This is a genomic window from Undibacterium sp. Ji83W (genome assembly GCF_049340385.1).
Lineage (GTDB): Bacteria > Pseudomonadota > Gammaproteobacteria > Burkholderiales > Burkholderiaceae_D > Undibacterium.
Genome location: NZ_JBMPOZ010000017.1, coordinates 15,817 through 42,508, shown reverse-complemented (window position 1 = coordinate 42,508; position 26,692 = coordinate 15,817). Strand labels below are relative to the sequence as shown.

General features: G+C 60.3%; 10 protein-coding genes and 1 pseudogene. 5 read left to right on the top strand and 6 right to left on the bottom strand.

Annotated elements, in window-relative coordinates; translation table 11 throughout:
• Window positions 1-9 precede the first annotated feature (9 nt).
• The 4 genes from ACO0LD_RS22995 to ACO0LD_RS22980 form a co-directional block, all read right to left on the bottom strand.
• A complete protein-coding gene (locus ACO0LD_RS22995) occupies window positions 10-1,083 on the bottom strand; it encodes an alpha/beta fold hydrolase (protein WP_423010504.1) in 1,074 nt (357 codons plus the stop codon).
• A 215-nt stretch (window positions 1,084-1,298) separates the two neighbouring features.
• Complete coding sequence (locus tag ACO0LD_RS22990; RefSeq protein WP_423010503.1) at window positions 1,299-2,000, bottom strand: hypothetical protein; 702 nt, start codon at window positions 1,998-2,000, stop codon at window positions 1,299-1,301.
• Window positions 2,001-2,091: 91 nt separating this feature from the next.
• Entirely contained in the window at window positions 2,092-2,241 is a 150-nt protein-coding gene (locus ACO0LD_RS22985; RefSeq protein WP_423010502.1) for a hypothetical protein, read from the bottom strand.
• Between the two features lie 9 nt (window positions 2,242-2,250).
• Window positions 2,251-2,607, bottom strand: coding sequence for a recombinase family protein (locus tag ACO0LD_RS22980; protein WP_423010580.1), 357 nt, complete (start codon window positions 2,605-2,607; stop codon window positions 2,251-2,253).
• Window positions 2,608-3,321: 714 nt separating this feature from the next.
• Here ACO0LD_RS22980 and ACO0LD_RS22975 point away from each other — a divergent pair.
• The 4 genes from ACO0LD_RS22975 (at window position 3,322) to ACO0LD_RS22960 (ending at window position 23,583) form a co-directional block, all read left to right on the top strand.
• Window positions 3,322-14,904, top strand: coding sequence for a hypothetical protein (locus ACO0LD_RS22975; protein ID WP_423010501.1), 11,583 nt, complete (start codon window positions 3,322-3,324; stop codon window positions 14,902-14,904).
• A 4-nt stretch (window positions 14,905-14,908) separates the two neighbouring features.
• Complete coding sequence (locus tag ACO0LD_RS22970) at window positions 14,909-22,390, top strand: hypothetical protein (protein WP_423010500.1); 7,482 nt, start codon at window positions 14,909-14,911, stop codon at window positions 22,388-22,390.
• Window positions 22,391-22,430: 40 nt separating this feature from the next.
• Window positions 22,431-23,063, top strand: a complete 633-nt coding sequence (locus ACO0LD_RS22965; protein WP_423010499.1) for a M35 family metallo-endopeptidase — start codon at window positions 22,431-22,433, stop codon at window positions 23,061-23,063.
• Window positions 23,064-23,292: 229 nt separating this feature from the next.
• Complete coding sequence (locus ACO0LD_RS22960; RefSeq protein WP_423010498.1) at window positions 23,293-23,583, top strand: hypothetical protein; 291 nt, start codon at window positions 23,293-23,295, stop codon at window positions 23,581-23,583.
• Window positions 23,584-23,980: 397 nt separating this feature from the next.
• On the opposite strand, the gene ACO0LD_RS22955 is transcribed toward ACO0LD_RS22960, so the two are convergent.
• Entirely contained in the window at window positions 23,981-24,244 is a 264-nt protein-coding gene (locus ACO0LD_RS22955; RefSeq protein WP_423010497.1) for a DDE-type integrase/transposase/recombinase, read from the bottom strand.
• Window positions 24,245-24,324: 80 nt separating this feature from the next.
• Between ACO0LD_RS22955 and ACO0LD_RS22950 the strand changes: the two are divergent.
• A pseudogene (locus tag ACO0LD_RS22950) lies at window positions 24,325-24,774 on the top strand (ATP-binding protein); the annotation flags it as partial.
• A 777-nt stretch (window positions 24,775-25,551) separates the two neighbouring features.
• Here ACO0LD_RS22950 and ACO0LD_RS22945 read toward each other — a convergent pair.
• Window positions 25,552-26,592 carry a Fic family protein gene (locus ACO0LD_RS22945; RefSeq protein ID WP_423010496.1) on the bottom strand — a complete coding sequence of 347 codons (1,041 nt, stop codon included), beginning with the start codon at window positions 26,590-26,592 and terminating at the stop codon, window positions 25,552-25,554.
• Window positions 26,593-26,692: the final 100 nt, after the last annotated feature.

The following is a 26,692-nucleotide window of genomic DNA, read 5'->3' as shown; positions in this document are numbered from 1 at the left end:
TAGGTGGTTCTATTTCAAAGAAGGTGGCACAGATTGCAGCAGGTTGGCCACTTCAGCCTTCCAAAACTTCGCTTGAAATGCTGTTCCGTGCCCGGCCGTCTGGTCACTCATAGGTATGAGAAAAACATGTCCGTTCTTCACGCGCTTGATTTCACGATCCAGAATTCCAAGCTCTGGTGGATTGCGTTCGTCATCAGCGGAATTGATAGCCAACAGCGCGGACTGGATTCGCTCAAGTCCAGATGACGCGTTGTAATCACGCGAAGATTCCCACTGATAGAGGACATCATTGGCGTCAGCACTGAAGGGCGCGTTGAGCCGTTGATCAAGATTTTCGTCGGCTTTCTGGCGTGTCGGAGTCGCTCTTAACATTGCTTGATTGCCACCGTTAGTAGCAACACCAAAAAACACGGAGGCGAATTTCGCGCTTCGCGGTTGCTTCAAGTAGTTTCCGCTCATCCATTCTGGATCGTTGCGAATTGAATCAATGATGAGCCGCCTGAGCATCCAGTTTCGGCTTGACATTTCGGTTGGCAGCGATGCCATCGGAACTACGATGTCCATTAACTTCGGATGTTTTTGAGCGAAAATCCATGCCTCCATCCCGCCCATGGAATATCCAAGAACAAGTCGCAGATGGGGTATGCCGAGGTGCTCTGACACAAGTTTGTACTGGGCTTCGACCATGTCCTCATAGTTGTATTTCGGAAATTTCATGCGAAGCCCGTCAGAGGGCTTGCTCGATTTGCCGTGGCCGATTGCGTCGGGAATAATCACAAAGTAACGGCCTGCATCTAGCGGCTGCCCCGGGCCGAAGAGTTCGCCAGCGAACGCAGGTGCAAGCATACTGGAACTTGATTGAGCAGTGCCGTGAAGGATCAGTACAGGCTCGCCGGTTGGAGCACCAACGGTCGTATAGTGGAGCCTAAGCTCAGGCAAAACTTCTCCAGAATGAAACCGAAAATCGCGCACGATCCAGTCACTTTCCTTTGGCGCCGGATAGTCCGCGGCGAAGCCATCAATGGCGGTCAACATACAAAAAGTGGCAAGTATTGCCTCCCAAAGAACATGAACGAGTTTCATCGAGTCTCACTTTTAAGCGTCTTAAGCGTTCTTGAGATGTCTTCTCTACAGTTATTTCGTTTCGTGAACTGCGCGCCCGTATGCTGCTACTTTGACGCAGGTAAATCTATGTCTAATGGTTCGGCAGCGTCGGAGGCGGCTCTTGGTCGATAATAACCCTAAATTGCTTATCATTTGCGTATGACAGCTCATACGGAACCAATGCGCAACCAAAATCAACGCATCTCCGCTTGGCATAGCCCCTTTGGCGTCCAATCATGAACCAATGTCGTTGGCGGAAGAGAGGGAGCATGGAGGATAAGTGCGAAACCTTTTCTCGGTTCGCGTCCTAATGCCATAAGCAGCATTGGCGGGCCGCCACGTATTACCATGCTATTTCCTGCTCCACGCCCCACTTGTACGCCTTCTGGCGTTTCCAGACAGGAATCCCCGCTGACGGCATAAAAAGCTTCGGGCCCAGAGTGGACATGGATTGGTGCTGTCATGCCTGGGCTAAAGGTAGATTTGAGAAACTCCGCGTCATACGAAGTATTTCTATCTATTGAAATAGGTCCAACTTGCGCTACGTGTTCTCCGTTGAGCGGGCGCGATGCCACCGGTCCGACGGTGAATAACCAGACGCTGCCAAACGCTTTGATAACCGAAGCGCCCCGGACTACATCCCGCTGCGCTGCTTCGACGCTGGAATATTTATCCAGACTCCAATAGACGGTATCGACGTTAAAGCTGCCCAAGCTCTCATGTGAAAGCAGACACGCGGGGCCAGCTTTTTCTTCGTTGACGTTCACATCCTCACAATGATGGGATGTGGCCTGGGCCCAGGCAGGAGTGCTTGCGATGATTAATTTGAATGCGACTAAGATGCCTGCAATACTTTTGCAGCTGGAAGACATCCAAAATTTGTTGGTAGTTGACATGGACACTCCAAAGAATTTAACAGCGGGACTAACAGATGTACGTTGATTGCTACGCCGACGGTCCGTTTTTGGCCATCCTCTGCCGATCCAGCTAGGTTTTAATCAAAATCTTCTGTCCCGTTTGCTTCAACGTACCATCACCATTCACACATGCATAAAGGGTCGTGGTCGTAATGTCCAAACGGCGTGCCACTTCTGCGGCATTGGCTTTAGGGACAGTCGTCGCTGCCATCGCCATCATCACGGCTGCTCAATCAATCTTCCACGGTCCGCCGCTTTGACATCCTTGCGCCCTTGCCGAAGCAATCCCGGCATGCGTGCGCTCGGCAATCAATTCTCGCTCGAACTCGGCGAGTTCCGCAAAAATTCCAAAAAACAACCGCCAGTTCGCCGTTGTTGTATCGATCTGCGCGCCAGCACCCGCCAATACTTTTAAGCTGATGTTTCTAGCGCGCAATTCCTCCGCTGTCGTTAGCAAGTACCTCAAGTCGCGACCAAGTGGATATGGTTTCCACGCCACCAGCGTCTTGCCAGGCTCGAGTGCCTTAAGGCAAGTATTCAAACCGCGCCCGCCGTCCTTGCGGACAGAGGTAAGGTCTTGGTAAATCCGGCCTGGATCGATGCCAGCAGAAATCAGTACATCGCGTTAAAGAGTAAGTATCTACCTACCATTGCTTTTAGAAATGCGAAGATATTCAACCAACATAACGCATCTAACGTACAAGAAAAATTAAATCCGAGGGTACAGTACTGTGTATTTTTTATCAATAATTTTTCTTGTGGTTTTTCGGCCCCATTTTTTTGGGGGATCGCAAGACAAACAGTCGTTTTTCTTGCACTAATTCTCCTCCTTTCGAAATTGTAATCAGGTGTCGATGTTCATTTAACTTTGAACTCAATAATTTAAAATATCAACGACTTATCTTTTTGTAAGAGATTAGTTTTTGAACTAAAAAACCATCTAACTTTGAACTTTCATGGGTTTCGTTCAGCTAACTCTGAACTTTCCGGTTCACCCATTTTATTCAAATCTTTTCGTCGCGTTTATCCGTTTTCCTCCATGCCAGGTTGATGCTGCTGCGCTTCTAGGTACACGCATATGAATGTTGTAATGACAACACACGTTTGCATACTTTCATTGTCAAATGAATCAAATTGCAATAACTAACTTATAATATTTCGATAAATCCCACACAGAATGGCAGCGTGCATAGCCTTGCGTCCGCTGGTGCCACAGCAGTATACGATTAAATAAATAGATTTAGCATCAACGGTTAATTCACTCGCTGTTGAAGTAACTTGCTCTTTTCTCGGAGAGTACATGACTCGCTTTGTCTTATGGGAAGCTAGCCGCATCGACGGCGCGAACAGCTATCAGGTAAAACTCTTGTTTGATGCGGTTGAGGCTGGCGATGGATCGCTCGGTGCGTCGGCGCTGGCGCTGCAGGCGGAAGGCGCCTACACGGCGGACGGCATCACGCTACAAGTTAAGCCCCGAAAAATTCCGTTGCAGTTGCCGGAACTGAAGGACGCGAAGTTACACGGCTTTCTGTTCGAGCTGCCAGCGGGCGGCGAAAGGCGGCTTAAATCCTGGACCGCGATCCAGGCCGAGATTGCAGCCCGCAGTGCGAACGAACGCTTGAGACTGCAGAAGGAAATCGAATCCTTCCGCCGTAGCATGGCTTCCTTCACCATGTCTCGGGAGACGGACTTCAGTTTTCTCGGGTTGAAGGGGATCGGCGGCAAGGCCGTGACGTCATGCACGATGGAAATTGAATTGCCCGGCTTGCTGCCCGAGACGGCGCGGCGGCCCGAGCGGCCCTTGCTACGCATGTTGGTTGGCGGCGATATCAAGGGTACGGTCCTCGGCAAACCGCTAGACATGACGGCTGTTTTCCAACTGGTGGTGGGACTGGATCGGGAACAGAAGCTGGCCAGTCAGTTCCTTACCGGCATAGTGCGAGCGCTTGACACAGACCCGGTGTTCAACTTGCCGCCGATTCCCTTGCCGGCCTTGCACCTTGACAGTCTGAAGGAATCCGTCACCAAGTTCGCGGAAAAACTAAAAGAGAAGTTGCTGCCGCTGGCCTTGCCGATGCCGGATCTGGACGGCTTAGCTGCCGAATGGGATACCACGCCCAGCTTCACCGCCGAGCTGGACGCCAATGGCTCGCTGATCATCGGCACCGCGCCAGACGCGAAGGTGACTGTCAGCGTCGATACCAAGCCGCTATTTTCGGTAGATAAGTGCCACGTAGAATTTCATAGTACCCACGGCCTCACGATTACCGGAACACCGCTGGCAGGGTATTCGATCCCAGTCCCTGGCCGCACCCTGGATTCCGCGCTGACCGGACCGGTAACGATACGGCTGGCGGAAATGCAACTGGAAGTCGCCTACACGGCTCCGACAATCACGCTGACCCAGACCATGGGCCGGATTGAAATCCGCGCCAAGGAAGATGCCGATCTGGTGTTGGCGTTCAAAGCCAAGCTGACAGCCACGATGGAACCCGGTGGCCAGCCACCCAACTACCAGCTTACCGAGCTTGAGCTGATCGATCCCTATCCGATCAAGCTGGTGGCTGCCACCGGGCAGCTTCTCGGCCAAGCGGCAGCCGAGTTGCTGCGCTTCATCCAGGAGATCCATTTTTCGGCGCCTAATTTACCTGCTGTTCCGGAAACCGGCCTTGCCACATTGTTCGAGCGGTTGCGGCGTTTCATGGTCGCCATCATGCAATGGCTCGGGCGCCAAGCCGGTGAACTGGGCCAAGCCATCGCTGGCATCACGCGCGGCATTGCGCAACTGATCGCCGATTTGCTGTCCGGCTTGAGTGGCGGTGCGTTCCCGATGATCGGGCTGTCTATCGAAATCCGGCTGGACCGCTCCAGCTTTGCGTTGCGTCAGTTGATTCTGACGCCCATTCTGAAGTCTGGTTCTGTTGATGTTAGCAAGGAGTTTAACGCTGCGGGATTGCGCTTCACGTTCACTGGCGGATTCATGCCAGCGTTGATTTACGATTTGCAAAAGGGCTGGGTCGCGTTTGCCCTGATACCGCATGGGACGGTCCCTTGCACAGCATCCGTCGGCACGGATCTGTGGCTTGAAAATCAGGATGGGGCGGTCGAGTCGGGCAGCGTATCCAGCGGAACTGGAAATGACGACCAGCCTTTGATCCTGCTGGACGCTAAGATCGACGCGCCTGGCGGTACCAGCCCGGCGTTGGTGCTGGCCGGCATACGCGACGGCAAGCCATTCTTCTTCACCAAGCTCGTGAACGAATCCGGGCAACCGACTGAGGCGAAAGTTTTCGACTTGGCAGATCTCTCGATGCCGGCAGGCTTGCGCCTTGCGCTGGGAGGTTTTGTCGAGTCCGGCGGTTGGATGGACGGTGATTTCCACATCGTCCCGAGGGTCAATCCAGACAAGTTGACAACGCTCCTGCCGTTCCTCAAAAGAAGCGGCGATTCATCGTCCTTCCTGGATCAGTACATTGCGGTGGATTCGCTCACGGCGGGAGAAATCGTCAACGGCCGGATGCCACTCAACCTCGCCTTAAAGCTATGCATTGCAGGCACGACGGAGGACGCTACGGTAGTCGCGATGTTGGACCTGAACACGCTGCAGCTGAAACTAGAAGGCGGAAAAGTAGCCATCACCGGCACCATCAAGGAACGCGATGTCCTCGGCATGAAGCTGACGTTCGAAATGCGCGACGGCACCACGCCCAAGACCGAGTCCGAGCCCTTTAAACAACTGGTCCTGGATTTCACCTCGGGCGACATGCTGCTCAGCCTGGCGCCTGGCGTGGTGGCCGTGCTGCGCTACAAAAAACTGAGCTCGCGCGGGCAAGGCCTGGAATTCCGCGCCACCACATTTGACGTCAGCCGCAACGGCGTCGACCTGATCGCCACCATCAGCCAGTCCGAGCCGGTGATACTGGCCGGCGTCGATACACCGTTCAGCTTTCACAACGGCAGCCTGGAGATCAAAAGCAGCAAGGTCCAGAACTTTACGCTGCAAGGCCAGGGCCAGTTGCCGCCGGCGCTGATCGGCGACGCCAGTGCCAAGGTCAGCCTGTCGCTTGGCGCGGGCAAGGACGGCAAGCTGACCGTGCTTGCCGCCGACGGCGACATCGACCGCCGCGCCGACCCGATCGAAGCGCATGCGCTACGCTTCCGCTTCACTCTGTCGCAGATCGGCTTTTCATTCAAGGGCGAGGAAAATCCGCATTTCTACTTCCTGCTGACCGGCACCGCCGACTTCGTGCCGGGCGAAGGCGAGTTCCAGAACGGGCTGCTGAAAAACCTGTCCAAGACGCGCATCAAGCTAGACCACGTTCCGCTGACTTCCGATCCGAGCGTGCTGATGCGCCACATCGAATTCCTGGTGCCGATCGAGCCGCCGGTCAGTTGCACGCTGTTTGACATATTCGTTTTCGAACTGCGCGGCATCGGCTTCATGCCATCGTCGCCCGCGTTCGACGGCCATCCGGCGCTGTCGATTTCGGGCAAGGTCGCCTTCGGCTTCGGCGACATTCCGACCGTGGAAATCGATATCGACCAACTGCTGCTGAGCACGCCCAAAGCGGGGCAGTCGCTGCCGCAGGTACGGATGGACAATCTGTCGGTCGGCCTGAACCTGGGCACGGGGCGGATCAAGGCCACCGCCATCGCCGTCGATGACAGCTTGCCGACGCTGTACGAGCCGGATACGCTGCCGGCCAACGTCACCGCGAACGGTTTCCTCGCCAGCGGCTCAATGTCGATCACCGGACTGCCCGACCTGAGCGCCGCGATGGGGTTCATGGAATTGCGCGAAAAAGATGCCGACGGCAATCTGTCCGCGCCGCGCCATGCCTTCTTCATTTACGCCCAGCTTAACAAATTGTCCCAGCCGATCCCGACGCCGTGCGGCGAGATCTACCTGCGCGAGGCTGGCGGCGCGCTGGCTTTCCGCTTCACGCTGGAGGGCATCGCGCGGGCCGACCGGGTCACCACGCCGCAGGAACTCATCCAGGTGCTGGACGAAGTGTCCAAGCATGCCAACGACTTGGCCGATCCGGCCGTCTGGTGGCCGGAAGCATCGGGCGACCGCCTGACGCTGGCGATACGCCTGCTGTTCACGCTGACCACCGCATCGGCCCCCGGCACCTACAACGCGCCGCGCGAAAAGCCGGAGAAAGACCAGCCGCAACCGCGCAACCCGGTGCTATTCGACGCCGTCGCGGCGCTGCGTTCGGACGGCACCTTCCTGATGACCGTGCGGGCCTGGTTGTCGGTCAATTACGCCGACTGGCTCGACGACGCCAGTAAGACCTGGCGCAAGCGGCCGCTGATGCGTGGCTATCTGTACCTGTCGGTGCCGCGCCGCCAGTTCCTGGCCCGCTTCGTCGGCGATCCAAACGGTTATATTGGCGAGCACCCGCCACTGCCCGAGCCGTTGAAGAAAGCCTTTTCTGCGGTGCGCTGGTCGTCGACGCTGTACATCGACGAATCGGTGTTCCACTACGAACTGGGCTGGCCGTACGAACTGGGCTACACGCTCGGCAGCAAGGAGGAGGACTTCTACCTGAACTGCGAAGGCGGCCTGGTGATGCGCTTCGAGGACGGCGCGTATCTGCAGGGCCTGGCGTTCCGCGCCACCGGCATGGCCCGCTTCCAGGGCCGTGCCGGCGGCGACTCCCTGGGCGCGGCGGTAACGGCTGTAGCCAATTTCGCGCTCGATGGAAAGTTAATTGCATACCTGGCCACGCGCAATGTCGGCGACAGCATGTTGTATGGATCCCTGCGGATCGACGTCACGGTCGACTTCAACGTCCACCTATGGGTGTCGTTCAAGGTATGGCGCTGCGAGGTGCGGCTCGAAGCCGTGTTCGCGATCCAGTTGACGGTGGCGGTGGCGGCCGAGGTTGTGCTGGCGGCTCGCTCGCCGGTACTGGGCGTGCGCCTGATGGTGACGATCGGCGTCAGCGCGCTGGGGCGTTCGCTGCGTATCGGCGTCGGCCTGTCGTTCAACGATACGCTGCTGGAGGACGCCCGCACGCGCGTGCAGCGCTTCCTCGCGCTCGGCCTGGCGGCGCGCTACCCGGATCCCGAGGCCGGCGTGCCGCCGGCGGCGATCCCGGCCCAGCCGCCCCGCGCCGAGCAGGTGGCGACAGGCGATGACGCGGTGCGCGACGAGGCCGACGCCCAGAGCAACCGTGGGCAGCGTCCACCAGGACCGCTGACGGCTGAACCCGCACCCGGCCAGCCTATCGGCCCTACGCGTTTCTGGGCCATTCTGTTCCCCACTCGCCGCCAGAACGCCAGCGGCAAGTGGTACGTCATGCAGCTGGTGCCGCGCGACCTGACCGATAGCGACGACCCGAGCCTGTCGACCTTCTATGCGTCCCCGTTCATGGGCGAGGAATCTGGCGCGAAACTAGGCTACCTGATTGTGTCCGGCGGCGCCGGCAAGAACTTCCTGTGTTTCGACAGCCGTGAGGGCGGCCTGTCCCCCGTCGGCACCAGCGCCGACGTCGAGCCGTATTGGGAAAAGCCGATTGCAACCGAATCGGGCCGGCAGGTCACCTTCGCCGACGTGATCGGCGGCGCGTTCCTGCCTCCGTTGACAGCATGCCCCGAGCGGCTGACCCAGCCGGACGGCAAGCTGCTGCAAGTGACGCGCCTGAATGACAGCCAGGCCAGCGGCGGGCTCGACGCGGCCATGGCGAAGGCGAACCGCGAGCGGATGACCATGAGCCCAGTACGCGCGGAGGCTGCCGCGATCGAGGAGCGGCGTTCAGGCCTCATCAGCGCCATCGGCGAAAGCGCGGCGCGGCTGGCGGCGGACGGCGAATCGGACACCGGCTGGCGCAGCCGCGACAGCATCGACGCCCGCGATTTTGGCCTGAGCTTCCTGCTCGACGAGGCGGCACTGCGATCGCTGCGCGTCAAGCGCCGGGCCGGCACTCCGGACCTGATCGATATGACAGTGCTGGCCTGGGATGCCGACGACTGCGGCTGGACATCGAATGTGGAACTGTTCAACCCGCCGGAAAACATGTTCGACCGCCGTCCACCCCGGCTGAAACAGGTCAGTGCCGCGAAAGACGGCAGAATCACGCTGGACTGGGATCTGGAACCGACGTGGGGCGATTCAGATTCGATCTATAACGATCCCGAATACCACCTGAAACATTACCGTATCTGCCGCACTATCACCGGCGCCAATGCCGAGGTACCGGTGTGGCGCACCACTTGCAAGGCATCGATGCCGCTGGAGCCGTTTGCAGAAAAGGACAAGCAGGGATGGCGGTTCAGGCGGCCGCCATGCCAGTTCATCGACGAACTGGCCGGCCTGACGCCCGCCATGCGCAATGCACTGGTCGGCAAGCCGGGCAAGGCCGGTGATTCCCGCATCAAACTCGACGATTGGAACATCAGTTTTGCGCAGCGTGCGAAGGTTCAGATCGTGTACACCATCGTCGCGGTAGACAATGCGGGCACCGAATCGGACCCGATGATCATCGAGGTGCCGTTCGAAGTGCCGCAACGTCAGGAAGAGGCGCTGCGGCGGGCTTCGCTGAAGTTTGCCTATCAGGGCCTGCCATCCTTTGCCACCGACCTCAAATTGAACCCGGCATTGAGTCCGGCAGACCAGACGCCCGCGTTGCTGCTGGTGATAGAAGACCCATTGCGCGACAAGGCTTACGGCGGCGGACTTCCCGCAGGTCGCGGCGACCGCATCGAGCTGCTGCTGGTGCCCGAGCGCATCGTGTCGGCGGGTCTGTTCGGCATCGACGCGCTGACCAGCGCGCTGCATCGCCCGCTGACGCCGGTTGCGGCCTCATTGCCGCGGCCCGGCGAGGCGCGGCTGACGCTGCGGCCGGGCGAAGACCTGAGCTTGTCGTGCGGGGTGTTCTGGCGTATCGCCAGCCAACACGAGCGCGAGGGCTACACCGACAGCGAGCGGATGTCGTATGTCGTCGACAAGCTGGAGCTTGCCGATGGCAGCACCCTGTCCGGCAAGCAGGCGCGGGAGCAGACCAAGGCGCTGTTCGGGTTCGACGACCGACCGAACGTCGACGCCTTGCGGGTGTATGCACGGATCTCGCCGGCTGAGAACGCGGCGCAAGCGACCCAGAGAAAGGACAAGGTGCTAGAGGCCGAGTGGGTCGCTTGCGACCTGGTCATGGAAGTGGACCATGTCGATGAGGCCCAGCCAGCGCAGGCAACGCATCCGATCGACATCCCCTTGATTTCCTGCGCCGTCGAGGCGTTCGAACACCCGACCGACATTCCGTTCGCGCCATTGGCGGCGCGCGACATCAAGGCGGAAGCGGGCCGGCTGGTGCTCACAAAGCCATATCCGACAAGCTCGCTGGAACAGTTGTGCCAGCACAATCCCGGGGCAGTCCTTCTGCCCGAGTTCGACCTCCAACGGCGCGTCGGCATCAAGCTGAAGTGGAACGCGCGGCCGTCGAGCCTGACGCTGCTGGGCGCTCCGCGCGACAGTAGTGGCTTCGAGGCTCTGATCGGCGGCTACGACATCTTCTCCATCGACCCGACCACACTCACCGCGCCAGAGGCGGGGGTTCAAGCGGCAAGCGCCATGGACCTGCAGCAGGACATGTATGCCGGACACGCGCGCCAGGTCGGCCGTGTCCAGCTGCTGCCGCTCCGGCTGGCCGGCATGGAACCCAGCGAGACCGGCGACATGGCCAAGATCGAAGCGGTCTACCCCAGCGCGACCCTGCTGCAGCATGGTCTGCACGGCCAGACCCCGCCACCGGCTGGGGCGCGCCAGCATAGCTACCTGTCTGCGGCCGAGAGCGCCGTGCTGTGGCCGAGCCGCGTGCTGGGCCGCCATCTGATGGCCGATCCGGCGCATGACACGGTAGATTCCCTGTTCGCCAAGGGACTGCCTGAAGTGCTGCTGCTGGTGATCTCCGATCCGTTGCAGCCGACCGGGGAATGGCTGGAGTGGCTAAACAGCCCGACGATGGCTATCGATTCCGGCGGCGTGAAATGGAAAGTGGATCCGCATGAACCGACATGCTATCGGATGGCGTGCCAAGACCAGCCGTTCCAGCCTGACCAGATTCGGCGGCTGCTGGCCGCCATGGTTTGGGAAGGCGAGTGGGATATGCGCGACCCGGCGGCCTATGCCGGCCTGACCATGCGCCTGGTGGCCGGACCGGGAACATTGCAGCGCACCGACCAAGGCAGGGCAGAGGTTACGGTGGCATTGGATTTGGTCGGCGATCAGCATCCGGTGTTGACCGACCTGTTGGCTGCGCTACGCTACGACGCGCAGGCGGGCAATGGCGCGCCGCTGGTGCGGCGCTACGAACCAGTGCTCGATTTGCAGGCACCAAGCAAGCAGCAGTATCTGCTGGGTTATTTCGACGAAATGCCCCCCGAGCGCGATCCCTACGGCTGGGCCGCGTTGCGCGCCTTCGGGCTGGCGGCCTGCTTCAGGCTGTACGACACCCAGTTGCAGCAATACGTCGTCGGCAACACGCTGGCCAGCCACGTCAACCAGGCTTTCAAAGCAACATTGGCGGCCTACCGGTGGGAGCGCGACGCCGGCTTGCTTGGCGCGCCGTTTGTCGATTTGCTGATGTCGCCTGAGGCCGTCATGACGGCGGTGCCGTTCGACGCCGGTCTCGCCATCAGCGACAATGTGGCAATCGTACTGGAACAGGCCAAGGGCCTGGTGCAGGTATCGCTGCGGCCAATGGCGAGCGGCCTGCAATACGCCGCCAATCCGTTGCCGGTGCGCTACTTCAATGTGATCGGCACGCAGGACATCGCCGGGCCGGGAAGACTCTCGATCGCCGCGCCCACTGCGGCCATCGACGGCCGGTGGTTCTCCATCGATGTGATACCGGCGCATGCCAGCGATGGCGACTACCGGCCGGTCACGGCCCTGCCAGAGGCTCTGGACGAGTTGTTGGGCGAAAAGGCGTTTCCGACGCTGTCGCTGGACCTGCCGTCGGTGAAGGCTGGCCGTGCGCTCGCGCTGGTGAGGGTGGTGGCCTACGGCGCGAACGGCAAGCAGAACGAAGCGGTGTTTCCCGATACGGCGGCATTGCTCACGATGTTTGCGCTGCAGGACGCTGCGGGCGTCCACCCGCTGGCGATACAGCTTGAGCCGCTTGCTGCACCACGGGTGCTACAGCCGGCGTTGGGCGTGGAAGCGTTCGAGCGCTTCACGCCGTTGTCAAGTGCGCGTCTTGCCTTGCTCGCCTACGGCATGGGGAACACAATCAACCCGTCCAGGGCCGGCGCATCCTGCCTGTCCGGCATCGCCGACTGGCGGCACGGTTTGGCGCTGCCCAACAAACTCGACCTGCCGGATAACCAACGCAGCTTCATGCAGCGCCTGCAGGCGTGGACGCGGCGCTTCATCGAGCACGGCCCGGTGCGCCTGCTGGACGGCCAGCAGGCAGATCACATCGGCTTTTCGCTGGCCACCATCGCCCGGCCAGATCCGTGGCGCATCGCGCCGGCGCCCGACGGCAGCATCGAACTATTGCTGCCGCAGAAGGAGCGTTACGGCAAAGTCCTGTGGTACGTGGTGCGGCCCTTCGGGCGCTACAACAACTTTGCTGAGACGGTCGTCCCGGCCCGCCACGAGCTGTCCGGCCTGTATCGTGCGTTCTCCCCGCGCAGCGATCAAAAGAATCCGTTCGACGTCTTCGCACCGGCCGTTCTGCAGCGCAGCGAGCCGCTGGCGGCGCCTGTCATCCTGTCGGCGCGGCGCTACAGGCAAGATGAGCATCTGCAGCCGGCCATAGTGGAACTGGTGATCGGCCGCCATCCCGAACAAGTGCTGGCGGATGCGAACATCCGCGTGGAGGCGCAACTGGCGTTCCGTGAAATCGGCGTCGGTTTCTGGCGCGAATTTAACGGCGCGGCCTGGCTTGGCAACCTGGAGCATGATATCACCCCGCGCACCGATCCGGCCGAGGAATTCGGCTGGCCGGAAAAGCAGGGGATACCTGTGCTGGAGCCGCAAGCGCCGCGCGCCATGACCAATATCTTGGCTCTGGGTAAATATGAAATGGATGAAGTGCTGAACAAGCTCGACACGGCGGAGCCGGACCTGTGGGCGGGTGCGCGGGCACTCTATGTCGGCGGCTTGCCGTACGGCTTCCGCACCCACGTGCTGGCCTATGCCAGCGCCGGGGTGGTGGTGTCGGACCAGGTAGGTACCAGCTTCGACTTTTCCGACTACGCGCTGATGCTGCCGTGGCAGGGTGAGATGCAAGCGCAGCAAGGGCGGATCCACGCGGGCCGCCGGACCAGCGCCCGTCCGGGCTGGACTGCTAGCTATGACGCCCGAGACGACACGGTGGTGGTTCATGTCGAACTGCCGCTGGTGCGCTTCATCGACAGCATGCCGCTGGCGAGCCGGAAGCAGTGGTTCGGCGACAGAGCGGCGCCGGCGCTGTATCTCACGGCCGATCCGGGCGTCTCCTACCGGTTGGGCTTCGAGGCCGGTGGCGGGCAGGTGCTGGAACACCAGCTGGAACTGCTGCCGGCGCCGGCGAATATTGACGAGACCGCGCCGCTGTACCAAGTGAATCCGATAGCCGCTCTGTTTGCCATGGCGGCGGACGAAAGCGTGCGGTCCGACTATCACGACAGCAACAAGAATGGCGCGCGCGTGGTGTTCGTTCCCGCCAGCGGCAACAACCAGGAACACTTTGCGCTCAGGTTGCCTTTGCCGCTGACCGCTCGCGAACAGCCGAAGCAGGCCGTCGAGCTCAATCGCCAGCAACTGCTTGCAGGAATACCCGCGGCCGATTGGCTGCCCCTGTTCACTGAACTCCCGATAGGCGTCCCGGCATTTTCGGACTGGGCCAGCCTGGCGCCCACTGCCATGCTGACTGTGACGTGGGCCGCTATTGCCTTGCCGTTCGCGGTTTACGAGTACATCCCTCTGAAAGAGGCAGCCGCCGCGTGGCAGGGCCAACTGGCGCCTTACGCAGCCCACGTGCCGGCCGCATTGATTGCGCAGCTGGGTGCCTTGGCCGCGTTGCCGGACATCGGCCCCGACCCGCAAACTGGCCAGTTGAAGTTGCCGGCATGGATAGCCGGCCTGCCGATGGCGCCTTTGGCGCCGATCAGCGCCACCATCGACCTCGCAACCGTGAACTGGGCTCCGCTTGCTCCGGCAGATTGCGTGCGCGCCAAGCGTAGTGTCATCGAGAAGTGCTGCTGGCCGCTGCACGGTTCGCATCTTTCGTTGTGGCAGGCGCTGCTACCGCCCATGCTGGGCGCCATGGGCCAGACCACGCTGATCAACTGGCGCTACAGCAACGAGCGCGGATACGGCGGCATTCCCCGCCTGGCATACCAGTTGACCGGCAGTGAACCGTGGGCTGGCCCGGCCTTGCCGCAACTCGCGAGCCACACCAGTACCGTGAAGTTCCTGGTTCAGGTACCGCTGACAAATCCGCTGCTGGTTAATCCTCCAGAGCCGCTGGGCGCCAATTTCGATGCGTTGTTGGCGTTGCTTGAACAATCCACCACCAACGGCGCCTTGTTGCAATCGCTGCTGGCCATCGAGAGCACGTGGTTACTAGGACGAGCGACTGTCGACACCGTCGTCGTCCTGCCGATGGCCCAGGAGTCATTGCTGAGACTCATGCTGGACAAGCTCTGGCAGATAGGCCCCTCGCAATTGCACGCCCTGATTCTGCACAAGCCGCCATCGGAGCCGGATCTCGCAGCGTTTGCAACGGCGGCGACAACCGCGCTCGGCCAGGCGAATGGCGAGGCACTAGCTGCGCTGGTGAGTCAATTGGCGGAGGAACAGTTGTTTGGCGCCGGCCGACGCATGCGCGTGACCTGTTTCCACGGACGTGTCGCGCCTGAACACGCACTCATTTCGCGTCGCGAAGGATAGAGCCATGAGCATGAGCACGCAAGTACGCAACATCATCCTGCAGGGTCCGCCGGACAAGGATATGCCGCTATGGCAGGCCAGCCTGTCGGTCTCGCACAAGGGCGCCGGTACGCGCTCCTATCCCGACCGCACGTTCGGCGTGCGTGTGCTGGCCCAGGAAACCGATACTGTCCAACTGCCGGAGCAGCGAAGTTTCGGCAGCACGCAGACGCCGGAAATGGCCTTCCACGCGCCCAGGCTGGCGAGGTTGCTGATCACCAGCGGCGACCGCGAGCGTCACTATGTCGAACTGCTGGGCCAGCAGGCTCCGATTCCACAGCTGGCAAGCACGGAGGCGCCGCGCTTTGCCGAAGTAACCGCCAGCCCACTGGTCGAAGGCGTCGACTGGCCGCATGCGCGCAAGGGCAATCTGGCGCCGGAACTGCCGTGGTTCCGGCTCAACGACAACCGGGTACGAGTGCATGTCCTGCCTTGCAGCTGGTACACCTTCCACAAACCGAGCGGCAAGGGCCGGTTGTTCGGCAGCATGCCGGCGCCGGTTTCGCCCGACCAGCGGCTGTCCGTCGACCTGCTGGCCGACGCGGTAGAGTTCAGCGCCGAGCCGCCCAATCCCTTGTTCGGCTTTGGCGCATATCAGGATAAGCCGGGCAAGACGCTGATTGGCGCGCGGCTGTCGTTCAAACGGCTGCCCGACGGACGGCTGGCGCTGGAATTGATCGGCTTCGACGAGCCGCAACAGGCCAGCAATGCGCGTGCTGCTTTCACCGCGTTGGCCGATACGCTGGCCGGTCGCCTCGCTTCCGGCGCCGTCGCTCCGACCCCGCTCTTGCTGCGGCCAGACACAACGCGCGCCGTGCCGCCGCTGCGCTGGATGGTCAACTATAGCGCCGGCAATGGCCGTTTTTCCATCGACGACCTTGGTGTCGTCGATATCGATCCGTTGGCCATTGCGCCCGGTCTGGACTTCCATGCCGGCGGTGACCCGGGCGCCGCCGCTTTCCTGGCAGCCAGCGTAACGCTGGTCAATCGCGGACAGGGGGTGCAGCTGTTGATAAAGGCGGGCGAAGGCGTACCGGCCGACGCGGTGCGCGTGGACGTGGACTGGACGACGGACGCAACGACGACGCAACTGCTGCCGCCCAAGGGAAACGCACTGCGTTTCTCGGTCGACCGGCTAGGCATCCAGCGGCAACTTGGCGACCGCTACCGAGCCGCCGGCGCACTCGGCCGGGATGACGGTCCGGCGCCCTACATGTACTTGCCGTTGCGGGACGGCGCTTTGCAGCTGGCGTTGCCGGTGCATCATCCTGACGACCAGCGACCGCCGTCACCGGCCAAGCCAAGCGCCGACATCCTCAGCGGCACGCTGCTGCTGCGCGACGCGTCGGGCGGCAGTGCGCTCCGCATTGAAACCTTGCGCGGCCTGGACATCGCCGTGCGCTGGTCCGGGCCGCCATGCGTGGTCGCAGGCATGCATATTGGCGGCGGCGGGCCGGGCGGGACCTTGTCCGGCGTGCTGTGGGCACTGGACGCCAGCCCCAGCGCCGAGGAGATGCTGCCAACGCTGCGCGCCGGCCCGGTCGCCACCCGCGACTTGCTGCTGCGCTTTGGCGGCGCCGACGACCAACTGCTGGAAATCTCCAGCGAGCGCTGGTCCAGCGACGACGCGCTGCAGCTGCAGCTCCGGCTGCCACACGAGCCGACACGGCCCACCATCCTCTGGCGTGGACACGACAGCCTGCCATTGATGGCGCTTGCCAACATGCTATGCAGCCTGCCGTCGTCGCGGCACGCGTCCGTGTTGAATGGTTGGTTCCCGCACCGCGCCATTCATCAGGGCGATGGCGCGGCGGTGCGCGAACGGGTGGACCTGGTGTGCCCCAGACCCGGCAGCAGCAACCCGTATGCGGAATGCAGGAACACGTGGCCGTTGTGGACGTCTCGCGGCCAGGGCTGGCCGTTCAGCACGGCCGTGCCCGACAGTCAGGAGAGCGCCTGCGCGCAATGGCCGGACGCGCCATCGGTGGATCTCTTCCTGCCCACCGTGCCGGACCTGATGATGACGCCGGTCCCGGCAAGGGATGGGACGTCGAGCCTGGACCGTCTGGCGGTTGTGCTGCGTTTCGATGTGGCCGCGCTGGACCGGTATTTCGCCGGCGTCAGCTTGCCCGAGCCGGGGTCGGCAGCAACCGCGGGCCTCGAGCGGTTGCCGTTGACGTCGTTGCAGGCGTTGCGTATGCCAGCCTTCTGGCGCCGGCAAGCGCAACAGAACGCGCTGGCGCGTACCTCGTCGGCGTTCGTGACGGCGTGGACCGATGCCGGCGATGCCGGTGGCGCAGTCAGTGCCGTGTCCGGCCTGTGCGTGCCGCATGTGTGGCAGGCGAAATTCGCCTTCAGACCCTCTGCGGGCCCGTTGGCTCCGCCATTGGGTGAGTACAGCCTGGACGGCGCGGAAATGCCACTGGACTTCAAGTCTGGCGCCGACACTATCGCCGGTTTGACGAAAAAAGACAAAATCGACGGGAAAATGCAAGTCAAGGGTTTTGCCGTCGCCGCCGTCCTCTCCGACGGCAAGATCCGCGACAGCCTCGGCGGTTGGATCGCTGCCGATGCCTGGACCGCATGGGATGACAGGATCGCACTGGGCTTGCGCGAAGCCGGCGTCAACGACGGTGCGAAGGTGCAATTGGCGACGCTGGCGAAGGTGCTGAAAGTGCGCGGCCCCGACGGCGCGGTATTCGGCTTCAGCTGTACCGACTTGCCGATGAACGAGCAGGCCGGCAACCGCTTGGTGTTTTCCGGCGTCAAACGCGCCGGTATTCAGGACGACGTGCCTTGGGACCGCCTTGAAAGCGCAGCCACGGCTGATGCTGCGGGTTTCGACCCGGCCGCGCAGTCTTCCGCCGCAATGCGTTGGCGCTTTTTCGAGGAACCGTCCGGCGCACCGCTGGAATTCGATGTGGGGATCGGGCCGTTGCGCTTCAAGCCGCTGAGGTTGGCGCGTCTGGAAATCAGCCGCAGCCAGGGCCAGGATCCGGTGGCGAGGCTGGAAATACTGGGCCGCATGCGGGTGGCCAGGCTGGCCCAGGCCGCAGGCGTGTTCGGCACCGACGGCGGCGATGAGGCCGGCAATCTGGTGATGCTGGTCTTGACGCCGGAGCCGGGTCAAGGACTCCAGCTGCGGCATCTGCGGCGCGTGCGCGTTGCAGCCCAGGCGCCTCTGACGATAGAAGACAGCAGCGCGCCGCTGCGGTTCGAGCTCGACGAGACGGAGCATCTGTTCGCGCCCGTGTCGGCAGAGGCGTCGGCAGCCGCATGGCCGTCGCTGGAGCTGACGCTGGACCCGCAGCACGATCTCGCGGACGGTTTTGCCAAGCTGATCGTCGCTGCCGCGATCCGGCTGCCCGGCTTGGGTCTGGCGGACCAGGCGCTAGGCGGCGGCGCCATCTCCGTGCCGGCCGGAAAGCCCAAGGCACTGCGTTTCGAATGGCATTCGGAGCCCCAAGCAGGGGAGGGATTGCATCTGACCGGCTTGTTCGTGGAATGGCCGGCGGTGTACCAAGGGACGGACTTCGGCTGGACGATGCAGTTACGTACGGCCGCTTCGGCCGACACCGGCTTGGAACGCGCGCCGCTCACTTTGACGATCGACTACTGGAGCGTGGCCAATGACAAGGAGATGCAGATCGGCGGCGCGTGGCTGGGCGCCAAGCTGAACAAGACTTTGACCGGTGCGCCGCCCTTCAAGCAGAGTGTCTTGCTCGATGCCGGGCAGTCGTGCCTGCAGCTGGCGACCGGATGCGAACTGGACCAGAGCGAACTGGTGCGAGGGCTCAACTTGGCCGGCAGGCCGGTATCCGCCGACGTTATGGCGCTGGTCATACTGGGCACCGCCGTCGTGTCGCCGCCTGCGGGCGGCCTGGTAGCCTGGCCCTTGCAGGCGGTGCGTTGCGACGTGCAGAGCGCCTGGACCGCCAAGGCAGGTGAGACGGAGGAGCAATATGCCTTCCGGCACCGGCTAAGCAAGTCCAAAAAACGCTGGACCTCGCGGCTGGAAGTCACCGGCGTTCTGAGCACCGTCAGCGGTATCGACTGGCCAGGCGGCGTGACCGGCAAGGGCTTACCGGAGCCGGTCCAGGATCCGGCCGACCGAGCCGGATTCGCCGGCAATATCGACGGCGGTTCGTGCGAGATCCTCATCGGTACGCAGGAACCCAAGCGGCATACGGTTACGTTGCGGCTGGTAAGCCACCTGCTGCCGCTGGACCGCCTTGAATATGTCGGCGATGTCGTACGGATCGCGCGGCCGTGGTCGATATTGGCGACGGTCAGCCATGTGGTGAGCTGCGACCAAGGTGGCCAGCAGCGCAGCATGGGCTGGCGCTCGCTCGACGACGTCACCATCGTCGACCTGCAAGCGCTGGCCGAACGTTGCGTACAGGAGGGCATGGCGTTGCAGGAAATCGCGGGCAAGCCGGAATATTCGTCCGGCATCAGCCCTGCGGCGGACAAGCGCGTGGGCTATGCCTTCGGTGCACGCTTCAGGAGCGACACTGTGGCCGATCCTGGCGCACCCGCGCACGGCATGGTCCAGGCGGGCATCGGTGTGCGCGGCTATGTGAACGCCGGCTTTCCGGCTTGGCGCATCGCCGACATGCTGGCGCCGTTGAAGGAGAAGGCCGCCGGCCTGCTGATCACAGGCGGCGGCGTCATCCGTTTCGACCTGATCGACGCCGAGCAAGGCTCGCAGGCGTCGGCCGGACAGCCGTGGCGTGACAGCTCGTTGACGCTGGCGATGCCGTGGCTGGCCTGCACCAGCGCCGATCACGGACAGTTGCGCTTTTCGCAGTCCGGCGGCGGCGTCGAGTGGGAAGCCGCCGATGCCGATCTCGTCCCGGCGGTGCCGGGGTCGGCGACGCTGAGCGGCGCTAGCCTGACGCTGCGCCCGAACGACAGCGAAGCCGAGATCCACGCGGCGCTGCAAGCCATCCTGGCTCCGGGGACAGCGCAAGGCGGCGAGTGGCGCCGGGCAGCGTTGACCAGCGTCGAGCAGGCCTTCCTCCGCGAGGCCGATACCACCCGGCCGCAACAACCGGCGCAGGTGACGCCGTTCTGGCTGCGCTCCATGGTGGCGCTCGACGCCTTGTGGACCTTGTCGGCACAGGATCGCTTGCTCTTGCGGCCGCGCGGGCTGGTCCCGTCCGCCACCAGTGCCGGACGCATTGCACTGATCGAGGTCGGCTCGGCCAGAAGCTCCAAGCCGGCGCCAATCGAGACGCTGGCCGTGGTAATGGCAAGCGGAGGCGAGCTCCGGGACCTGCGCGCCGGGCCGCCGCAAGGCAGGCTGGCAGCGGTGGCGATGAATGCCGTATACCAAAGCAGCAACCGGCCGCAAGCGGTCATGGCGGCGACCACGCCGGCCACCGGCGAAGCGCCGTTTTGCCGCGCTTGGGTGATCGTCGAAGTCGCCCGCGTTGACGACTTCGGTGCGCCCGCTCAGGCATTGCGACGCTTCGACGACCTGGTCTACGCCAGCAGCGCGCTGGACTGGCCCACGCCGGAGGCGGTTGCCGAGTTGGCCAGGATGGCCTTGGCCGGTGGAGAGGAATACATTGTGCAGCAGAAAAGCGTCGGCATTTCCGGGCAGCTGCAATCCTACGGCATCGCCGCGCGCGCCCCAAAGACGCTGCAGGCCCGCTACTGGAGCTTTGCCGAACGGCCGATGTTCGAGCGGCCGCGCTTCAACGGACCGTCGATCGCGTCCCTGCCGGCGCCCTCGGCGCTGCACCTGGCGCCGGCGCCTGCCCGTCAGCGTAGTCCGTCATACGAGCAGACCCGCGCCAAACTGGAAGGTATGGCGGCGCTGTCAATCGACGCGGTGGCGCCCATCATGCCGCCCGAGATGGCGCAACTGACGATCGGCTTGCGGCCGGGCGTGATCTACCAACGGCGCGCGGCCGGCGTCATGCCGCTGTCGGACAAAGACGTCATGGATACGCAGGAAACCAAGTACGGTACGGCGGCGGCCAGCGGGCCGGCGATGGTGCAACAGGGGCGCAGCCCACGCTCCACGCTGCTGCCGGAATCGGCGAGCCCAGCGCGCAGGCGCCGCACCATCGTCGCTTGGGACCGCGGCACGGCGGGCGGGCCGGCCGCCTTCCTTTGGCTTCAAGGCTCGGCCGGCATCGTTCGGACGGGCATGGCGGCGGAGTCCGCAGCGCTGGGCCAGTTGCCGAAAGGCGAGGTCAGCTACCTGGTACAGGTGGCCAGTCCGGCCAATGGCCAGCTTGATCCCGCGTGGGACCATAAGATCACGCTGCGCATCTCCAGTCCGACAGACGTGGACCCTGCAGCCTTTTTCATGGCGGAAGGAACCCAGGCTCCGCTGCTCATTATTGGCCCGGCTGCGGTCACTCTCAGTCGTGGTAGCGCAAAAGCGGGGCCGAAGGGCACGGCGCTGCTAAGCTACGAACTGCAAAGCAAGGATGCCGAGGCGGTCGCCGATGCTCTGGCGGCAGCCGATGGCGACACCCGCGCCTTGGTGGTGCTGCGCTATCTGAGCGCAAAGCATGAGGCGAAGCCACTTGCCCAACCCGAGACCTGGCCTTTGCCACCGTTGTGCCTGACGCTGGAACTGGCGCTGACCATCAAACCCGAAGGCCGGCCCACTGCGGCGGCCGGTCAGGCGACGCTGGTCTTCAGCGACCCGTCGTACGACCGTATCTTGCACAGCAACACACAATCGGACAGTCGCCGCGAGAAGGGCGGGGAGTTCTGGCTGCTGGCGGCGGACCGACAAGTCTACGACCGCAGCGCTTCGGTCGTGTTTGCATTTGGGCCGCTCGCTGCCGAAAGCGGGACGTTCGACAGGGAACTATTGGAGGGCTGGGGAATCCTAACCGAGACATACGATCTGACACTCAAATGGCTGCCGGCGGCAGGTTCCGGCACCGGGCGCGTATCACGGGATGTCTATGCCAGCCCGCAACCGGCGGTGCCGAAGACCAGAACCGTCGGAGCGCCCAATACAATATATTCGATAGCGCTGGCCACCCTGGTCGATGAAAACGGCGCACGGTGCGTGTTGGAACCGGGCGACCTGGTGTCGTTGAGCGTTACATACCCCTCCAAAGCGCAAGCGGGCGACATGTTGATGGTGGAGCGGTCGATTACGCTGCGGATCGTGGCTGAAGACGTTATCCCGCCGGCGCCGTCCATCTTCGCGCTGGTGCGGGTGGCGACGACCGACAAGCAGAGCCGGGCGGATGTGCCGTTGTTCGCCTGCGCGCCACTGCCTCAAACCGTGTCCTATCCATCCATCATGCAGGATCTGGTGCAAGGCCTGGTGCGCAGGCGCGCGCACTTCCAATGGCATCATCCACAGCTGTTCGACACGAACTGCGGGCTGAAAGCGACGCTGGTAAAAATTGACCGTACCGGCGGGGCGCAATTGCCGACATCGACGGATTTAAGAGCACTGGAATAAGGCGCGTTGAACGTTAATGAAGTCCAATAGGAGGAATACTATGAAAGCGATCTCGAAAACCGGCTTGCACCTTGAACCTTATCGACAGCTATGCTGCGCGATGGGACTGATGTTGTGGTCGGCGTCTTCAGTCGCCATGGCGGCAGTTGACGAGCACAAAGTAGCTTGTACGGCATCGCAGGCTGCGATTGCAAACCAAGCGATGGCGGATGCGAAATCGGCGCTGTCTGCTGCATCGAGAAGCTTCACCGTCAATACCCCGGTCGATAAGCAAATCAAATGGTTTGGCGCTCTCAACAGCAGTAGCGCCGATGCCGTCAAGAAAGTGTACGACGCGGCCACGGGGGCGGCTACGTTCACGGTGTTCTGGTGTCCAGTGCGGAACGATCTGGAATTCAAATGGGATGTTGGCGACCTGGCGGCCGTCCATCCGTCAGTTCCCGGTGCGATTTTCCTGACGCCCGACTTCTTCAAACTACAGACTACCGGGAGCGACTCCCAACGTGGCACGATAATCCACGAACTCACCCATATCGTCGGCATCGGACTGCGGCCGGAGGTATATGGCAGTGCGCTAACCAAGGTGCTCGCGGCAACCGATCCAGTCAAATCCCGACGCAATTCGGATAATTACCAATACTATATCGAGGATTTGATTTTTGGTCTCAAGTAATGCGACACTGTACTTGAACTCCGAAGCGCCCATTTCGGGTCTAGGTGACGAATATAACTTACACTCTGACCCATTAAGGCTGGTGATACCCAACAGTTGTATTTGACCTGTTTGCACGCCAGGTAGTCGATGAGTTAACGGATGAACATGCGTAGTTTGAATGGTAATATAAGTAGTTGTTTTTGATGCCTTGCCGAAGATCCAGTATTTTCCCTGAAGGAGTGTCCACATGCCTATCATTAAAGTTGCGAATGCGACAGTTGAAATCGTGACGTACAAATTCAATATCAACGGCCAACCCAGTGACTTAAATCGGCTTGAACCTTCTCAGATTGCCCAAATCGGAGGGAACTACCCGGAGGGAACGGCCGGAACGGTCTGGTGGAAACGTGGAGATGGCGTTGACGTTAACGACTGCCGAGGCCCAGGCTGCAGTCCTGGAGACTTCGTAATGCCTAACAATGATGTAGGAATTGCTTTTGGGAAGGACCTTGACCGGTTTCCAGAGCAAATCAGCTAAAGTCGGCTCCCACCAATATCCGCTCCAGGCTGTATTGTCAACTTGCTGAACGGAGACGGCGAGTTGTACAATTCCAGGCGAACTTGCATTTGCCCGGGTAACATGGTGTCACGGATTAGGCATTTTTTGCTACGTCGGTGACCTCATTCCACATAGAAAATGCCTGCTTACGGACGTGTCGGTACTGCTCCGCTGTCAAGCGGTTCCGCTGACACCGGAAAGCATTGTTGATCGGGCCATGCGCCGACAAAAAACGTTGAGCGTGGCCGCATGACTTGAAGCGCCACATTTATCGTTCTCGTTGCCACGTCGGTTGATGCGAGAGTTCAGCCCGGTTATTGAGACCTTTGTGTTGGCGATGCTCCACACGCGGCATGATTTGCGTCTTCGTCGTGGCCTAGCTCTTCAGCTTGTCGGTGATTAGCACCCGTGGTGCGTAACCCAAGCCTTTGAGGAGCTTGCGGAAAAAGCGTTTAGCTGCCTGCCGGTTGCGCCGACTCAGCATCAAGACATCGAGCACATGACCGTTCTGATTGACTGCACGCCAGAGGTAATGGTGCTTGCCCTTGAGTTTTAGCAGCACCTCGTCGAGATGCCATTTGTCCCCGCGCTGCGGTTGACGCCAGCGAAGTTCATTGGCATAGCCCTGCCCGAACTTCAACGTCCATTGGCGGATCGTCTTATACGTGACGATGATGTCACGGCTGGAAGAACTGAAGAAGGCCGCGGGTAGAGCAGCATCAACATCTGTTGATCACAGGACCTACAGGCGTTGGCAAAACCTGGCTAGCCTGCGCCTTTGGTAATCAGGCAGTGCGGCGGGGGTTGCCTGTCTTGTACTGCCGACTCACGCGCTTACTGGAAGACGTAGAGGTGGCTCGCGCAGATGGGAGTTTTCCAAAACTGCGGGCGCAATTGACGAAAGCCAGGATATTGATTCTTGATGATTGGGGTGTTGCTCCACTGACTTCCCGCAATCGCCAGGACTTGCTGGATATTGTTGATGAGCGCTCGGGGAACACATCCATATTGGTCACTTCACAATTGCCGGTGGCGCAGTGGCATGATTATTTAGGTGAACCAACGGTTGCTGATGCAATTCTGGATAGGCTGGTTCAGAATGCACATCGTCTGGAACTGAGCGGGGAATCTTTGCGGAAGGTTAAGACAAATATAACGAGTCAGTCATGAGTAGCGGGAGCCGCTTGCATATCGGGTGCAAAGTATTGCCTGTTGTAGTACCGCTATTCAAAAAAGGCTGTCGACTGCAGTAGAGGCATTGGTAAACCAATGCCTCTACTGGTAGGACTTACAACTTCTTTTGGTTTTTGCAATTCCGATAGATAAGCTGTCCTGAAAATTCGCAAGCAATTTTTGGTAAAGCCATTCATCCAGATGAAGTGCACGGAGGTTTCAGAAAATGTATGAATGTCGGACCTGACCCCGGCTTTGTGCCTCGGCTTTGTGCCTTTGTGCCGGCTTTGTGCATTCAAATGAAGTGCATGGAGGTTTCAGAAAATGTATGAATGTTGGACCTGACCCCGGCTTTAGCTCAACCACGGGAAATCATTTTTGTGCGAAGTTCTTCTCAAAGTGCAAGTGCTGGCACCCATTGACCATCGTGCCGGCTTGCACTGACCTCCCTCGCTGGTAGCAGTTGACCGTTACCGCTGATGTTGGCCTGTCAAAGCAATCACCTAAATTATTACGGTTTGCCAGTCCAAACTACAGTTGATGGAAACCGCTCCTTGCCATGTGCTAAACGTGGGGTAATTTTTGATGTGGAATATCCAGCATAGCGTGTCAAATTGGGGGCAAATAAACAAAATAAGACTAGGATTGGTGAAGGTGCGCTAAGTAGATTGATGGTCAAGCGTCGTTGTATATCACTTTGTATGACCCAGGTAACGCTACCACTGGTCATTGCTATGCTCGCGAGCGATATTATTTCAATTTACTGTTGGTAAGTTAAGTCGATTCTATATTCGCTGCAAATCCGCTTTCCAACAAACAAATATGCCCCCGAGTAGCAAGGCGCATCCAATAATAGAATTGTGTGCTGCTAATCTCATGCCACCGCATTTTTAATTGCCATCGCTCCAGATATTTGGTGACAATCTGCATCGCCATCCTTTGATTGGCATTTACGAATGGGTGAATCGCCAGAAAGTCAGAAAATAGTTTTGCAGAAAATTGCACTATTTCACGTGCATTTTTTGGTCGATGTTCTCTGGCGAGAGTAAGCAAGTCGTCGACTACTGTTACCAATTCGGTATGCTCGACAAACACGGTATCACCGCGTTTTAAATTGAAGGTCCGATAGCGTCCATAAAAATCCGGTCTTGTCGGACAAATAGATGCATGGGAATTAAATAAATCAGATGAAGTTATCTCTGACAGAGGCAATGGGCGGTGTGTGATCGCTCCCGGCTGCGAACCCAGACGTGTCTCAAACTCAAAATAGGTTTTTCTGTCGTAAGTACCTTGGTAGCGATCTTGCCACGAAAGCAAATACATTCTTGGTTTACGTTCATATTTAGGAACTGCTGGCCCTAATTTATCCATGCGTACGGCAAAGGCAGTGCCAGCCTGCTGCAGGATTTCTGCACCAAATGGGATTTTGCAAACTAGCCCTGTATAGTCAGGTATAACGGCAACAAAATGATCCGCTTCAACTTTAAGCAAAACAACGCATGGACCTGTTTCATTCAAAATAAGAATCGGCCAAGATGCAAGTACACTCTGAAAATCTCTATTGGCTACAGGCATTGTCTGCATACCCAAACGACGAATTGCAAAATGCATCCTGCGCAATGACAAGCTACCATGTGGAATTGGCACGATCCCTAGTAAATGGGTAAGTCTTACTTTTACGCCCCATAGATTAAGCAGTACCACGAGACAGGACAAGAATCCCGTTTCAGATTCCCGACATTCGATCTTTCCGAACAGTTTGCTGTATTCTGGATGTCCAATAATTTCAAAGTCTATTTGCAGCGATGAATACATTCAAATATTTATGAAAATTAAATTACCTGCGGCGTAGCCATCCACTGGCTTATTGAAGGTGCATCTGAGATGTCAACAATCAATTCTCAACTAAAAGGCA

Coding starts and splice junctions, on each gene's coding strand:
- ACO0LD_RS22995 (WP_423010504.1), bottom strand. CDS start 1,083: ATGAAACTCGTTCATGTTCTTTGGGAGGCAATACTTGCCACTTTTTGT.
- ACO0LD_RS22990 (WP_423010503.1), bottom strand. CDS start 2,000: ATGTCAACTACCAACAAATTTTGGATGTCTTCCAGCTGCAAAAGTATT.
- ACO0LD_RS22985 (WP_423010502.1), bottom strand. CDS start 2,241: ATGATGGCGATGGCAGCGACGACTGTCCCTAAAGCCAATGCCGCAGAA.
- ACO0LD_RS22975 (WP_423010501.1), top strand. CDS start 3,322: ATGACTCGCTTTGTCTTATGGGAAGCTAGCCGCATCGACGGCGCGAAC.
- ACO0LD_RS22970 (WP_423010500.1), top strand. CDS start 14,909: ATGAGCATGAGCACGCAAGTACGCAACATCATCCTGCAGGGTCCGCCG.
- ACO0LD_RS22965 (WP_423010499.1), top strand. CDS start 22,431: ATGAAAGCGATCTCGAAAACCGGCTTGCACCTTGAACCTTATCGACAG.
- ACO0LD_RS22960 (WP_423010498.1), top strand. CDS start 23,293: ATGCCTATCATTAAAGTTGCGAATGCGACAGTTGAAATCGTGACGTAC.
- ACO0LD_RS22945 (WP_423010496.1), bottom strand. CDS start 26,592: ATGTATTCATCGCTGCAAATAGACTTTGAAATTATTGGACATCCAGAA.